The sequence below is a fragment of the Claveliimonas bilis genome (assembly GCF_020892095.1).
Classification (GTDB): Bacteria; Bacillota; Clostridia; order Lachnospirales; family Lachnospiraceae; genus Claveliimonas; species Claveliimonas bilis.
In genome coordinates, this window is the sequence record NZ_AP024845.1 from 2,179,658 (window position 1) to 2,194,324 (window position 14,667).

The 14,667-nt window shown below is 44.6% G+C and carries 12 protein-coding genes and 1 pseudogene; 11 read left to right on the top strand and 2 right to left on the bottom strand.

Going from position 1 to position 14,667, the window contains the following annotated elements; translation table 11 throughout:
- Positions 1-88 precede the first annotated feature (88 nt).
- The 3 genes from EUBC25_RS10620 to EUBC25_RS10630 all read left to right on the top strand — a co-directional run bounded on the left by EUBC25_RS10620 (position 89) and on the right by EUBC25_RS10630 (position 3,539).
- The gene (locus EUBC25_RS10620; protein ID WP_230105457.1) at positions 89-1,552 is read left to right on the top strand and encodes an SLC13 family permease; all 1,464 of its coding nucleotides are present in this window, start codon (positions 89-91) and stop codon (positions 1,550-1,552) included.
- 108 nt (positions 1,553-1,660) lie between these two features.
- Entirely contained in the window at positions 1,661-2,923 is a 1,263-nt protein-coding gene (locus EUBC25_RS10625; protein WP_230105458.1) for an FAD-dependent oxidoreductase, read from the top strand.
- A 55-nt stretch (positions 2,924-2,978) separates the two neighbouring features.
- Complete coding sequence (locus EUBC25_RS10630; RefSeq protein WP_230105459.1) at positions 2,979-3,539, top strand: chorismate mutase; 561 nt, start codon at positions 2,979-2,981, stop codon at positions 3,537-3,539.
- Between the two features lie 103 nt (positions 3,540-3,642).
- On the opposite strand, the gene EUBC25_RS10635 is transcribed toward EUBC25_RS10630, so the two are convergent.
- Positions 3,643-4,170: a GNAT family N-acetyltransferase gene (locus tag EUBC25_RS10635; RefSeq protein ID WP_230105460.1), complete on the bottom strand. Its 528-nt coding sequence runs from the start codon at positions 4,168-4,170 to the stop codon at positions 3,643-3,645.
- A 249-nt stretch (positions 4,171-4,419) separates the two neighbouring features.
- On the opposite strand from EUBC25_RS10635, the pseudogene EUBC25_RS15100 reads away from it, so the two are divergent.
- From EUBC25_RS15100 to EUBC25_RS10670, 7 genes and pseudogenes are all read left to right on the top strand, one after another.
- Positions 4,420-4,637 (top strand): annotated as a pseudogene (locus tag EUBC25_RS15100) (hypothetical protein); the annotation flags it as partial.
- Positions 4,638-4,709: 72 nt separating this feature from the next.
- Positions 4,710-5,243, top strand: coding sequence for a GNAT family N-acetyltransferase (locus tag EUBC25_RS10645; protein WP_230105461.1), 534 nt, complete (start codon positions 4,710-4,712; stop codon positions 5,241-5,243).
- Positions 5,244-5,528: 285 nt separating this feature from the next.
- Positions 5,529-8,450, top strand: coding sequence for an insulinase family protein (locus tag EUBC25_RS10650; protein WP_230105462.1), 2,922 nt, complete (start codon positions 5,529-5,531; stop codon positions 8,448-8,450).
- Between the two features lie 55 nt (positions 8,451-8,505).
- Positions 8,506-9,402, top strand: a complete 897-nt coding sequence (gene era, locus EUBC25_RS10655) for a GTPase Era (protein ID WP_230105463.1) — start codon at positions 8,506-8,508, stop codon at positions 9,400-9,402.
- A gap of 54 nt (positions 9,403-9,456) precedes the next feature.
- Entirely contained in the window at positions 9,457-9,645 is a 189-nt protein-coding gene (locus tag EUBC25_RS10660; protein ID WP_230105464.1) for a hypothetical protein, read from the top strand.
- On the top strand, positions 9,584-10,342 hold the full coding sequence (gene recO / locus EUBC25_RS10665) for a DNA repair protein RecO (RefSeq protein ID WP_230105465.1): 759 nt from the start codon (positions 9,584-9,586) through the stop codon (positions 10,340-10,342). The genes EUBC25_RS10660 and recO overlap by 62 nt, the downstream gene beginning before the upstream one ends.
- A gap of 86 nt (positions 10,343-10,428) precedes the next feature.
- Positions 10,429-11,820: a glycine--tRNA ligase gene (locus EUBC25_RS10670; protein ID WP_230105466.1), complete on the top strand. Its 1,392-nt coding sequence runs from the start codon at positions 10,429-10,431 to the stop codon at positions 11,818-11,820.
- A 136-nt stretch (positions 11,821-11,956) separates the two neighbouring features.
- Here EUBC25_RS10670 and sstT read toward each other — a convergent pair whose 3' ends face one another.
- The gene (gene sstT, locus EUBC25_RS10675; protein ID WP_230105467.1) at positions 11,957-13,225 is read right to left on the bottom strand and encodes a serine/threonine transporter SstT; all 1,269 of its coding nucleotides are present in this window, start codon (positions 13,223-13,225) and stop codon (positions 11,957-11,959) included.
- 313 nt (positions 13,226-13,538) lie between these two features.
- Here sstT and tdh point away from each other — a divergent pair, with 313 nt between their 5' ends.
- On the top strand, positions 13,539-14,591 hold the full coding sequence (gene tdh, locus EUBC25_RS10680) for an L-threonine 3-dehydrogenase (protein WP_230107596.1): 1,053 nt from the start codon (positions 13,539-13,541) through the stop codon (positions 14,589-14,591).
- The last annotated feature ends 76 nt before the right edge of the window (positions 14,592-14,667 follow it).

Consider the following 14,667-nt stretch of genomic DNA (forward strand, 5'->3'; position numbering starts at 1 on the left):
CAAATGGCAATAACTGTATTATATTAATAATGTAATGTTTTAACGCTTCAAAGAAATAAAGCGTAAAAGGAATGAGAGGAGAATTGATATGCAGACAAAAAAGAACACAAAAGCAAACATTTTCTTAGTCCTGGCGCTTGTTGTCATCATAGGTTCACGGTTTATGCCGGAGATGGCCGGGTTGTCCAGCGATGCATGGGCGGTGCTTGGCGTATTTTTTGGATCACTGATCATGTGGATCGGCATTTCCATTGACTGGCCGAGTATGATCACGCTTCTGGCTTTAGGTTTGATTCCTATTTTCGGATTTTCAGGAACTTTTGCAGGGGCATTCGGAAATACGACAGTTGCCTTTCTTTTATTTACCTTTATGCTGGTATATCCGCTTTCTAAGACCAATTTTGTACGACGCTGTACTATTTACTTTATTACTAACAGAATTGCAAGAAAGGGACCATGGTATTTTATCTGCTTCCTGCTTGCAGCAGTTACTTTTATGGGGCTGTTCATTTCTCCATCTGTATTGTTTGTAGCATTTATGCCGTTCCTGGAAGATATTTTCCAGGTGCTTGAACTGAAAAAGGGAAGCAAGGTTGCGAATGTGCTCATGATGGGAACGGCATTCTGTATCAGCCTTTCTTCCGGTATGACTGCAATCGGACATGTATGGCCGACTATGGCGATCGGATATTACACATCAGCCACTGGAAATGATGTGAATCAGTTCCAGTATATGGCAATGGGAATCCCAACAGGAATTATCCTGATTGTTATTTTAATTTTAATCTTTAAATTTATTTACCGTCCGGATGACGCAGACACCATCAAGCCGGACAAGGCAATGAGCCTTAGAGGAACGGTGCCTGCAGCAGATTTCAAGGAGAAGGTAATCCTTGGTGTTATGCTTCTTACCGTGCTTCTGTGGGTTGCTCCAAGTCTTGTAAAAGGCGTATGGCCCCAGTTCTATGAAACAGTAAACGGCTGGTCTACCGCAATGCCTCCGCTTCTTGGATGTATCCTTCTGTTTGTCATCCGCGTAGACGGCGAGAGCATTATGAACTTCAGAGAAACTGCAAGCAAAGGCGTACTCTGGGGAAGCGTGCTGATGACAGCGGCAGCGACACAGCTTGGTTCCTGCCTGACAAACGAAGATGTGGGAATCAGCGCATGGCTGACAGGAGCGCTGGAACCGCTGACAGGAAATCTCCCGGTGATCGGACTGATCCTGTTCTTCATGACATGGGCGGTTGTTGAGACAAACTTCTCATCCAACATTGTTACGACAACAGTGGTAAGCGCAGTGGCTTTATCTGTTCTTACAGCTCTTCCGGAAGGAAGTGTCAATGTGGGAGTTGTAGTATGCATGGTAGGATTTGCGGCAGCAATCTGCAATATGACTCCGGCAGGACAAAGTACAGTAAATACAGTTGCGATCGGATCGGGATGGACGGATACAAAATCCATGTTTATCTGGGGAGGACTGTTTGCGATAGCAGGCATTCTTGTATTAAGCTTTATCGCATATCCTCTGGGATCACTGTTTATTTCATAATAAGCTGAATGTATCTGACAGCGGCATAAGGGGTGAAAATCCGCTTTGCCGCTGTTTTGAACAGGAAATAAAATATCTGTAAATTAAGAAGAAAAGGAGAACAGATCAGTGAAACGAGAGTATCAGTTTGACGTAGCTGTGGCAGGGGCCGGAACAGCCGGAACTGCAGCAGCGGTAGGTGCGGCTTTGGCAGGGGCAAAGACAGTTCTTATTGAGCGCAGTCCCTATCCGGGTGGGGAGGCTACTCACTCTGGCGTGGCGGCTTTCTGCGGATTTTATACCTGCGGGGGAGATCCGGTTAAGGCGGTAGCAGGAGTTGGAGAGATGATCTTAAAAGAAATGGAAGAACTGGATCCCTCTTCGATCAACTATATTGTTTCGGCAACAGGAAACAAAAATATTAATTTTCATCCTGAATATCTGAAATGTGCAATGGATAATGTACTGGAAAAGGCAGGCGTAACCTGTCTTCTTCACACAAGAGTAACTGGAGTGAAGATGCAGAACGGGCAGATGACTGCGCTGGAATGTACGGATGATGAAGGGACATTTTCCATTCAGGCAAAAACATTTGTGGATGCCACGGGAGATGCAGCGCTGGCTCATCTGGCAGGAGCTGAGACCATCTGGGGAGGAGAGGATGGCACCGTCCAGGCGGCGACATTGCCGTTCCGGTTAAGCGGCGTGGACACCTCCTGTGATCTGTCTCCGGCTGCTGTGGAAAAAGCAGTGATCAAGGCAAAAGAAGAAGGGATTCCGAATCTTTCCAAAGAAAAAGGATTTATCCTGAAAAGGGAAGGATCAGATCAGGTGGCAGTTCTCCTGCCAAGCGTAATGCCAAAGTCGTTGGACTGCCGGGAAATGACCGCTATGGAGCAGGAGACAAGAAAGCAGGTACTTTCCTATGTGAAAGCGTTGAAAAAATATCTTCCGGGAATGGAAAACAGTGAATTGTCTGTGATCGGGCCTTCTATCGGATTTCGGGAGACCCGCAGGATCAAAGGGCGTAAAGTGCTGACAGCAGACGATGTGCTTTCCAGAAAGAAATGTGAAGACGGCGTGGCAAGAGGCGGATGGAAGCCGGAAATCCATAAAAGCGCCGACAAAATGGCAACCTATATAGATGTAAAAGAAGGAAGCTGGTTTGACATTCCTCTTGGCGCGCTTCAGTGTGAGTCTGTGGAAAACCTCTATGGGGCGGGAAGAATGATCTCGGCGGACGAGGCTGCCTTTGCGGCGGTCCGCGTGATGGGAACCTGCTTTGCAACCGGGCACGGCGCCGGCGTGGCAGCGGCAGTGCAGGCTTTACAGGGAGAAGCGGACATCAGGAAAATAAGGGAAGAGCTGGTAAAACAGGGAGCTCTCATTTAGAACCCGGCAGATAAGGACGGAAAACACAAGACAATAAGAGAATAGGAGTGATCAAATGACATTAGATGAGATTCGCGTGGAAATCGATGCAGTAGATACACAGATGAAGCCTTTGTTTTTAAAAAGAATGGAATGCGCAAAGCAGGTAGCAGAAGCAAAGGCAAAAACCGGCGGCGACGTTTTCGTGCTGGAAAGAGAGCTGTCCATCATTGAGAAGCGGGCAGGAGATGTGGATAAAGAGGTTTATGATGAGTATGTGGCGTTCCTTCGCCATCTGATGAGCGTCAGCAGAAGATACCAGTATGGGATCCTTACCGGGATGCAGGATAAAGTTTTAAGCAGTGCCGAGAAGGAGGCAGGCATAGATGAAGCGACGCCTCACAGCCAGGTAGAGATTGCATTTACCTGTCCGAAAGATACAAGTGATCTGAACCTGTATATCAATATGACAAAATTAAACGGGGTGGAGATTGACGCTATGTCCCTGGAAACAGCGGACGGTGTGCAGAACATTCGCATAGTGCTGGATGGAAATTTAAGAGAGGAGAAGATGAGAAGGCTTCTCTGTCAGATTGGAAAGGAAGCGGAAAACTTCCATCTCGTGGGAATAAAATAAGATGAAAATGAGGAAGGACTTTCTTGCTGCAGCCGGGATTTTCCAGGCGAAAGCTAAAAGTCCTTCCTTTTTTGTTTAGACAGGAAACTCTGTTCCAGAGTGGCTATCTGCACAATTTTTCATAGGCGATCCGGGGATCGCCGTCTTCCGGTCCGCCGCAGAGCGTAATATTGCCGCAGCGGATAAAGCCGGATTTTTCCAGCGCCTTTTGCATGGACAGGTTCTGCTCGTGGGTATCAATGCGGATACTCTCCATACCCTTTTGGGCAGCCAGATCTTCTACAGAAGAAAACAGCAGGGAAGCATATCCTTTTCCGCGAAGACCGGCATCGACAGCCATACGGTGAATGGTGGCGTAAGATGCGTTATCTCCTGTCAGCCAGCTTCCGTTGGAAATATGAAGATAGGCCGGCTCTTCTGCAAAGGTGACGGCGCACAGAGCCACTACTCTGTCATGGTCTGTCAGAACATATCCGATCCCGTTTCCAATATCAGAAACGAGAAGTTCCCGGTTGGGATATCCTTTTTGCCACTGCGGAATACCCTGGGCTCCAAGCCCCCGGACAGCGTCCTTTATTATTTTGTCCATTGCATCTACATCGGCGGTTGCAGAATGTCTGAATGTAATCATAAAACGGTCTCCCTTTATAAAACAGTTATAATTTAGTATACCATAGTGAAGCAGAGTTTTGGAAATATATTTGTAAATTGTTTTGTTTCTTTTTGCGCTTGTATAATGTAGGAAATCTGCCCGGAGAACCCTCTATTTCCATGCTTTCGGAATTGTGGTAAAATATAAATACGGGTGGCACCTAGCGACAGTCAGGCCAAATCTGATAGCAGAATTTTCAAAAATGAATTTCGCCCCGACTTTGATCACCTGCAGGAATCCCATAAGGATGATCTTTTCAGTGTCCCGGAGGATAACACACTGGAAGAATTGCTGAGGAAACCGCTAGTCCGGACAGTGAGCCGGAACAGGCGGCGATGGCGTTTATTTGCAAGCGGCTCAAGCTTAAAAATCCAAAGCATCAGCGAGGAAGAAAACAGGAAAACGGAAAATCGAGATTTGGAGTGGTGAACTATGAAACTATTTGATTGGGGTGGGAGAGAATAAAGACATACTTCTTTGATGAACCGGACTATAAAATTTAAGGAGAACAAGGAAGTATGAATACAATAAAATTAAGACCAATCATTACCGTTAAAGAGAAAAACACATTTGTAAGTGAAATACAGGAGGCTTTTCAAATTTCTTATGTATCAGAATTTGGGGAATTTGAGAAGCAAGTTCTTCCCACGGAAGATATAGAAGAATCAATTAACGCAAAAGGTGCTGAAGCATATATCGCAGAAATTGCCGGAGAAAGAATAGGCGGAGCAGTTATTGTTATAGATGATAAGACCGACTATAACTCACTTCATCTTTTGTATGTGAAATCAAGCGCACAAAATGCTGGAAACGGATTTAAGATATGGAAAGCGATTGAAGAACTACATCCTAAAACAAGAATTTGGGAGACGCATACCCCATATTACGATAAGCGGAACATTCATTTTTATGTAAATCGTTGTGGTTTCAAGATTGTAGAATTTTTTAATCCTAAGCACAAAGACCCACACCAAATAGGTGAAACCGCAGGCAACATTCCAAAAGAGAACAATTATTTCTTTAGATTTGAAAAAGAAATGAAATCCAGATAGTAATTTATCGGGGGATAGCAAAGCCAGTCGAGCCAGTCAACGGTCAAGATGAACGGCGCATACCGCCTTTTCTTGATTTTGAAAATATTATATGAAAAAATAAGTTTATTTTCAACTTAAAAGTTGGTGGCACCTGAAAGTCACTTCAAGAAATGGGAAAATTCAGGAGGAGAACGAGATTATCTTCCTTATTTACGGGAAAACTGTTATAATATAATGCTGAACAGAAGCGTCGGCATGCATCGGCACCGGCGGCAGTAACGATAGAAGAATGGAGAGTTGGATATGAAAACAGAAAATTGCAAAGCTTATGAACTGCTCCGGAAAGAAGAGCTGAAAGGGATCAAATCCACTGGATATCTTCTGAAACATAAAAAGAGCGGAGCAAGAGTTCTTCTTGTAGAAAATGATGATAACAACAAGGTATTCAGTATCGGTTTCAGGACTCCGCCCTCTGACAGTACAGGAGTGCCCCATATAATGGAACATTCTGTTTTGTGCGGATCAAGAAATTTCCCGGCCAAGGATCCTTTTGTGGAACTGGTGAAGGGATCCCTGAATACGTTTTTGAATGCAATGACCTATCCTGACAAGACCGTATATCCGGTGGCAAGCTGCAATGAGAAGGATTTCCAGAATTTAATGCATGTCTACATGGATGCGGTACTGTATCCGAATATATACCAGCATGAGGAAATTTTTCGCCAGGAAGGATGGAGCTATAAACTGGATTCCAAAGAGGATAAGCTTTCTTACAATGGCGTGGTTTACAATGAGATGAAAGGAGCTTTTTCCTCTCCGGAGGGTGTGCTGGACCGGGTGGTATTAAATACGCTGTTCCCGGATACCTCTTATGCTAATGAATCCGGCGGTGATCCGGAATTTATTCCGGATCTGACCTACGAGCAGTTCCTTGATTTCCACAGAACTTACTATCATCCTTCCAACAGCTATATTTACCTGTATGGCGACATGGATATGGAAGAGAAATTGAACTGGCTGGATCAGGAGTATTTGAGCCGGTATGATGCAGCGGATGTAGATTCGGAAATCCGTCTGCAGAAGCCTTTTGAGGAGATGGTGGAAAAGGAAATTCCTTACTCTATTGCAAGCGAAGAGCCGGAGGAGGAAAATACCTATCTTTCTTATAACAAAGTCATCGGAACAAGCCTGGATAAAGAGCTTTATCTGGCGTTTCAGATTTTGGATTATGCGCTTTTGTCCGCACCGGGAGCTCCTTTGAAAAAAGCGCTGACAGATGCAGGCATTGGAAAGGATATTATCGGGTCCTATGATAATGGCATTTACCAGCCTGTTTTTTCCGTCATCGCAAAGAACGCGGATCCGGAGCAGAAGACGGCATTTGTAGATACCATTGAAACGGTGCTGAAGAATATTGTGAAAAACGGTATGGACAAAAAGGCGCTGGAAGCCGGGATCAACTATCATGAGTTCCGGTACAGAGAAGCAGATTTCGGCGGTTACCCGAAAGGGCTTATGTACGGCCTTCAGATGATGGACAGCTGGCTCTATGATGAGAATGAGCCGTTTATGCATATTGAAGCTCTGGATACTTTTGAATTTTTGAAAAATCAGGTGGGAGGCCGCTATTTTGAAGAGCTGATCCAGACTTATCTTCTTAACAATACCCATGGCGCTGTTGTGGTAGTAAAACCGGAGAAAGGACGTACAGCCCGCATGGACCGGGAACTGGATCAGAAGCTCCAGGCTTACAAAGACAGCCTGTCCGAGGAAGAAAAAGAGGCGCTTGTAAAGCGCACAAAGGATCTGGAAGAATATCAGTCTGCCCCGGATAAAGAAGAAGATATTCAAAAAATACCGGTTCTTAAAGTCAGCGATATTTCCAGGGAAATTGAACCTATCAGAAATGAGGAAATGAAACTTGGGAACATTCCGGCTGTGTTCCATGATATTGACACAAACGGTATTGGTTATGTAGAGGTGATGTTTGATCTATCCGGAATACCTGAAGAGAAGCTGCCTTATGTGGGAATCCTGCAGTCCGTGCTTGGCATTATTGACACAGAGAATTATGAGTACGGAGAACTGTTTAACGAGATCAACATGCATACAGGCGGAATCGGAACTTCTCTGGAACTCTATAATGATGTGACTCACATCCGGGAAAAAGAATTTAAGTCTACATTTGAGATAAAGGCGAAAGCTCTTTACAGTCAGATGCCTGTGGCATTTTCCATGATGGGAGAGATCCTGACGGCGTCCAAGTTGAACGATACGGCAAGGATCCGGGAGATTTTGGCTATGCTGAAATCCCGGCTTCTGATGAAGTTCCAGTCCTCCGGGCATACAACGGCGGCCCTTCGTGCGCTGTCCTACGCATCCCCGTCAGCAAAGCTCAAGGATATGACAAACGGAATAGAATTTTATCAGACAGTGGCAGAGATCGAAGAACATTTTGAAGAGAAAAAGGAAGCTCTTTCCCAGGAACTTCAAAATCTGGCAGGACAGATTTTCAGGGCAGATAATATGATGATAAGTTACACGGCGGAAAGAGAAGGTCTGGAAGGCCTTGCAAAGCTGACGGAAGAGCTGGCGGCAAAACTGCCGGAAGGAGAAAAAGAAGAGACAGCCTGCGTGATCCACTGTCAGAAGAGGAATGAAGGCTTCAAGACAGCGTCCAAGGTTCAGTACGTGGCCCGTACAGGGAATTTCATCGATCATGGCGCGTCTTACACCGGAGCGCTGCAGATCCTGAAGGTGATATTAAGCTATGATTATCTGTGGCAGAATATCCGTGTAAAAGGCGGAGCGTACGGCTGCATGAGCAATTTCAACCGCATTGGAGAAGGGTATATGGTATCTTACCGGGATCCTAATCTTCGCCGTACCATGGATGTCTATGAAGGCGTGGTGGAATACCTGGAGAACTTTACAGTCAGCGACCGGGATATGAATAAATATATCATCGGAACCATCAGCAACCTGGATCAGCCCATGACGCCCGCTGCAAAAGGGGACCGCTCCATGAACCTGTACATGAACCATGTCAGCGAGGAGATGATTCGAAAAGAAAGGGCAGAAGTTCTGGATGCGAAGCAGGAGGATATCCGCGCATTGGCAGCGGTTGTGAAGGCTATGCTGGCTGCAGAGCAGATCTGCGTTATCGGCGGAGAAGATAAGATAGAAGAGAACAAAGAGATGTTTGATTGTGTGACAAAATTTTAACGGGGGACGTAACACTTTTAAACTTTACTACGTCCCAAATTGCAAAGGAGAACCTATGACAGAGAATTTTAAATCGGGTTTTGCGACCCTGATCGGCCGTCCCAATGTGGGAAAATCCACGCTGATGAACTATCTGATCGGCCAGAAGATCGCCATAACTTCCAATAAACCGCAGACAACGAGAAATCGTATCCAGACAGTGCTTACAACAGAAGAAGGGCAGATCATTTTCGTGGACACCCCCGGCATTCACAAGGCCAAAAACAAGCTGGGAGAATACATGGTCAATATTGCGGAGCGTACGCTGAATGAGGTGGATGTGGTGCTGTGGCTTGTGGAACCCAGCACATTTATCGGCGCCGGCGAAAAGCATATTGCACAGCAGCTGGAAAGAGTAAACACTCCTGTGATCCTGGTCATCAATAAGGTGGATTCTGTGAAAAAAGAAGAGGTATTTGCCTCAATTGCCGCTTACAAGGATCTCTATGATTTTGCGGAGATCGTGCCGGTTTCCGCAAGAAGCGGAGAAAATACGAGGGAACTTTTGAAAGAGATTTTTAAATATCTTCCTTATGGGCCGCAGTTTTACGATGAAGACACGGTGACAGACCAGCCGGAGAGACAGATTGTTGCGGAATTGATTCGGGAAAAGGCGCTGCACTGTCTCAATGAAGAGATTCCTCATGGAATTGCAGTGACGATTGAGAGAATGCAGAAGACTCGGAAGCTGACGCACATAGATGCGACTATTATATGTGAGAGGGATTCTCACAAGGGGATAATTATTGGAAAACAAGGAAAAATGTTGAAAAAGATCGGCAGTACAGCCCGGTATGAGATTGAAAAAATGCTGGATTGTCAGGTGAATCTGCAGCTTTGGGTAAAGGTGAAAAAGGACTGGAGAGACAGTGAATTTCTGATGAAAAATTTTGGATACCGTGAAGATGAATAAAAGACAGCCGGCATGGGAGATTCTAACCTTATCAACACAGGATGAGGTGATAGAATGGAAGAAAGCTACTGGAACAAATTTATGGCATCGGGAACGGTGGAAGATTATCTTACCTATAAAGGGATGGAAATGTGCAGGCAGACAATAAACAAGTATTCCAGAGAAACGGCAGGAATGGAAAATGAGTCAGTCAAATCAGATAACCGTAATGGGGATGATTCTGTCGGCAGCTCCTATCGGTGAGTATGATAAAAGAGTTGTGATATTGACGAAAGAGAGAGGAAAAATCTCAGCCTTTGCCAGAGGGGCAAGGAAGCCGGGAAGTCCGCTGACCGGTGCGGTGAATCCTTTCTCTTTCGGAACGTTTACCGTATATGAGGGCAGGACATCTTATACGCTTGTGGCAGCTGATATTTCCAACTACTTTGCAGAACTTAGGGCGGATATAGAAGCGGCCTATTACGGTTTTTATTTTTTGGACATTGCTAATTATTACGGCCGCGAGGCCAATGATGAGACAATGCTTTTGAAGCTTTTGTATCAGACGTTCCGGGCACTTGTGAAAAAGACGCTGCCTGACCGTCTGATCCGGTACATATTTGAATTAAAGGCTATCGCTGTCAATGGGGAGGCGCCTCAGGTCTTTCAGTGTGTGATGTGCCAGAGGAATGATCAGCCGGCGGTGTTCAGTGCGCTGAAAGGAGGACTTGTGTGCGAGTCCTGCCGGGGAAGTGTGCCGGACGGTATCCGGCTGAATCCGTCTACTGTATATACGCTCCAGTATATTATTAGTTCCAGTATAGAAAAGCTGTATACATTTACGGTGTCGGATGAGGTCTTAAAGGAACTGGGAATGGTGATGGAACGCTATATGGATATCTATGTGGACAGGCACTTCAAATCTCTGGATATTCTGAAGCAGATTACGGGCGAAAGCTAGGAAAAACGGGGGATTAGGCTTGAAAACTGCCCCATATAACGTTATAATATTGACATTATCCAGTATAGAAGGGAAGGTAGAGGAAAATGGTTGAAAAGACAATGGACAAAATCGTAGCGCTGGCTAAATCAAGAGGTTTTGTATATCCGGGGTCTGAAATATATGGAGGACTTGCAAACACATGGGATTACGGGAACCTGGGCGTAGAGCTGAAAAATAACGTAAAGAGAGCCTGGTGGAAAAAATTCGTGCAGGAAAATCCCTACAATGTAGGCGTTGACTGTGCGATCCTGATGAATCCGCAGACATGGGTAGCATCCGGACATCTGGGAGGTTTCAGTGATCCTTTGATGGACTGCAGGGAATGTCACGAACGTTTCCGTGCAGATAAGATGATCGAGGATTATGCACATGAAAATAATCTGGAAATCGGGGACAGCATTGACGGATGGAGTCATGAGAAAATGGAAACGTTTATCAAAGAGCACAATGTTCCCTGTCCGTCCTGTGGAAAGCATAATTTTACAGAGATCAGAGAGTTTAACCTGATGTTTAAAACATTTCAGGGTGTAACTGAGGATGCAAAGAGCACGGTGTACTTAAGACCGGAGACAGCCCAGGGAATTTTCGTAAACTTTAAAAATGTACAGCGTACATCCAGAAAGAAGATTCCTTTTGGAATCTGTCAGATCGGAAAATCCTTCCGAAATGAGATCACGCCGGGAAACTTTACCTTCCGTACAAGAGAATTTGAACAGATGGAACTGGAATTTTTCTGTAAGCCGGATACAGATCTGGAGTGGTTTGCATATTGGAAGAAATATTGTCTGGACTGGCTGTATTCTCTCGGCTTAAAGGATGAGGAAGTCAGATATCGCGATCACGAGAAAGAAGAGTTGTCTCACTACAGTAAAGCGACAACTGATGTAGAGTTCCTTTTCCCGTTCGGATGGGGAGAGCTGTGGGGAATCGCAGACAGAACAAACTTTGACCTGACACAGCATCAGAATGTTTCCGGACAGGATATGGCGTATTTTGATGACGAAACAAAGGAAAAATATATTCCATATGTCATTGAACCGTCACTCGGCGCTGACCGTATGGTACTGGCTTTCCTGTGCAGCGCTTATGATGAGGAAGAGCTGGAAGGCGGAGATACAAGAACAGTCCTTCGCTTCCATCCTGCTCTGGCGCCGATCAAGATTGGTGTACTTCCTCTTTCAAAGAAGTTAAGCGAGGGTGCAGAGAAGGTTTATACACAGCTTAGCAAGAAATATAACTGTGAATTTGATGAGCGTGGAAACATCGGAAAACGCTATCGCCGTCAGGACGAGATCGGTACACCGTTCTGCGTTACTTATGATTTCGATTCTGAAGAGGATGGAGCAGTAACGGTACGTGACAGAGACACCATGGAGCAGGAAAGGATCAAGATCGAAGATCTGGACGCTTACTTTGCTGAAAAGTTTGAATGGTAAAATAAAAAATATATAGGTACAGACAGCCGGACTCAGGAAAGGGTCCGGCTGTTTTTTGGAATCTGTGATTTGAATCTTACAAAAAGAACCGCGCATTTCTATGCGCGGTTCAGATAATTCATATTCAGTTTTAAGATTAAGCGTTATTTTTTGGTACTGTGAAACGTGCTTCCGGTTTTCCTGTATAGTCTTCAGGATGAAGCCGTCTGTCGCGGAACTCTGCACAAGCTGTATAAAGAACATCTGTGGAGGAGTTGATACCGGTCTCGCAGGAATCCTGAATAACACCGATGATGAAGCCGACACCAACAACCTGCATTGCGATATCATTCGGAATACCAAACAGGCTGCAGGCAAGAGGAATCAGAAGCAATGATCCTCCGGCAACACCGGATGCACCTGCTGCACTGGCAGCCGCGAGAACACACATGATAAGGGCTGATCCAAAGGAAACTTGGATATCCAGTGTTGTAGCTGCTGCAAGAGCCATTGTGGAAATTGTAATAGCTGCTCCCGCCATATTGACTGTTGCTCCCAGAGGAATAGAAATAGAATATGTATCCTCATCAAGGTTAAGTTTTTTACACAGTTCCATGTTAACAGGAATATTTGCAGCGGAACTTCTTGTGAAGAATGCAGTGATAAAGCTTTCTTTTAAGCATGTAAATACAAGCGGATATGGATTTCTTCTTGTACATACAAAGGTAACAAGCGGATTAACAATAAATGCAACAACTGCCATGCTGCCTACCAGGATAACGATCAGACGTCCGTACTCTACAAGAGCGCCCAGACCCTGCTCGGAAATTGTTGTGAAGATCAAGCCCATGATACCGAATGGAGCACAGCTGATAACCCACTGAACAGCTACAGATACGGCATCAGAAATATCTTCTAAAGCTTTTTTAGTACCCGGACCGGCTTTCTTTAAAGCCACACCGAAAATGATTGCCCATGCAAGAATACCAATGTAGTTTGCATTTACGATAGCATTTACCGGATTGTCTACCAGGTTCATTAAAAGATTCGTAAGAACCTCTACTACACCGCTTGGAGGTGTAACATCACCGGTATTTGTATTCTCTGCAAATGTCAGAGTAACCGGGAAGATATAATGTGCAACTACAGCTACAAGAGCAGCGAGAAGGTTACCGAGCATATACAGAACTACGATAGCCTTCATGTTGGTTTTCTGTCCTTCGCCCATATGGCATAATGCACTCATAACAAGGAAAAATACCAAGATTGGTGCAACACCACGAAGCGCCCCAACGAACAGATCACCGAGGATGGAAATTCCGGATGCCTGTGGAATAGTAAGTCCGAGAATGATACCAATGATCAGTCCTACAATAATTCGTTTTACAAGACTGATGCTGTTCCATTTTTTGATTGCATTTTTCATACTTTCTTCTGCAGATATATACGGATTTTATATCTGCAATTCCTCTCTTTCTCTCATTGATTTTGTTGTTAGGTTCCGTTTCCTGATAAATTATATTATCGCACAAATTTGGTAATAATGCTATAGAAAATTTAGATAAATAATTATTTAACAAAGTATTTTTGTGAAAAAGAGTAAAATATTAAAAAAAGTAGAATAAATTCTGTAAAAAGTGTAAAAAGCCAATTGTAGGAAAAACAAGCGAGTGATATAATAAAAAAAGAAATCTGTCAAGAGACAGGAAATTGGAGGTAGGTATATCATGGGAGAAAAAATGAATGATGGAATGATGTGGGCTCTCGTAAAAGAGAAGCCGGAAGAAGGGCTGTGGATGAAGCGTGTTCCGATTCCCGAGGTAGGACCGAATGATGTTAAGATTAAGATTCACAAAACAGCAATTTGTGGAACAGATGTACATATCTGGCAGTGGAATGACTGGGCACAGCATACAATTCCGATCGGTCTGACAGCAGGTCATGAATATGTAGGGGAAATTGTAGAAGTAGGTACAGGAGTGAAGGGCTTTCAAATAGGAGATCTTGTATCTGGTGAAGGACACATTACCTGTGGAAAATGCCGTAACTGTCTGGAAGGACACAAAGAGAACTGTAAAGATGCCAAAGGTGTGGGGGTAAACAGAAATGGCGCTTTTGCGGAGTATCTGGTAATCCCATCTTCTAATGTATGGCCATGCAATCCTAATATCCCGGAAGAAATGTATGCGATTTTTGATCCATTTGGAAATGCAACCCATACAGCTCTTTCCTACGATGTATTGGGCGAAGATGTTCTGATCGCAGGAGCAGGCCCCATTGGTATTATGGCAGCAGCTATCGTGAAATTTTCAGGCGCAAGACATGTTGTAGTGACAGACTTTAATGAGTATCGTCTTGATCTGGCTAAGAAGCTGGGCGCTACAAGAGTAGTAAATCTCGGAAAAGAGAAACTTCCGGATGTGATGAAAGAGATCGGTATGACAGAGGGATTTGATGTAGGTCTTGAAATGTCCGGTTCACAGGTTGCTCTTCACGACATGATCCACAATATGAAGCACGGAGGAAAGATCGCGCTTCTCGGACTGCAGAGAACAGACGCCAAGGTGGATCTGGAGACAGTAATCTTCAACGGACTGAATCTGCGCGGTATTTATGGAAGAAAAGTGTGGGATACATGGTACAAGATGTCCACTATGCTGCAGGCAGGATTGGATATTTCCGGCATTATCACACATCACTTTGACATCAAGGACTTTGCAAAAGGATTTGAGGCAATGATCTCCGGAGAATCAGGAAAGGTTATCCTGGATTGGTCACACATTAATGACTAGAGGGAAAACAGTCAGATCGTCTGACAGAATATAGTGCGGAGCAAAGCGCTATACAAAATATGTGATGAAAACAGAA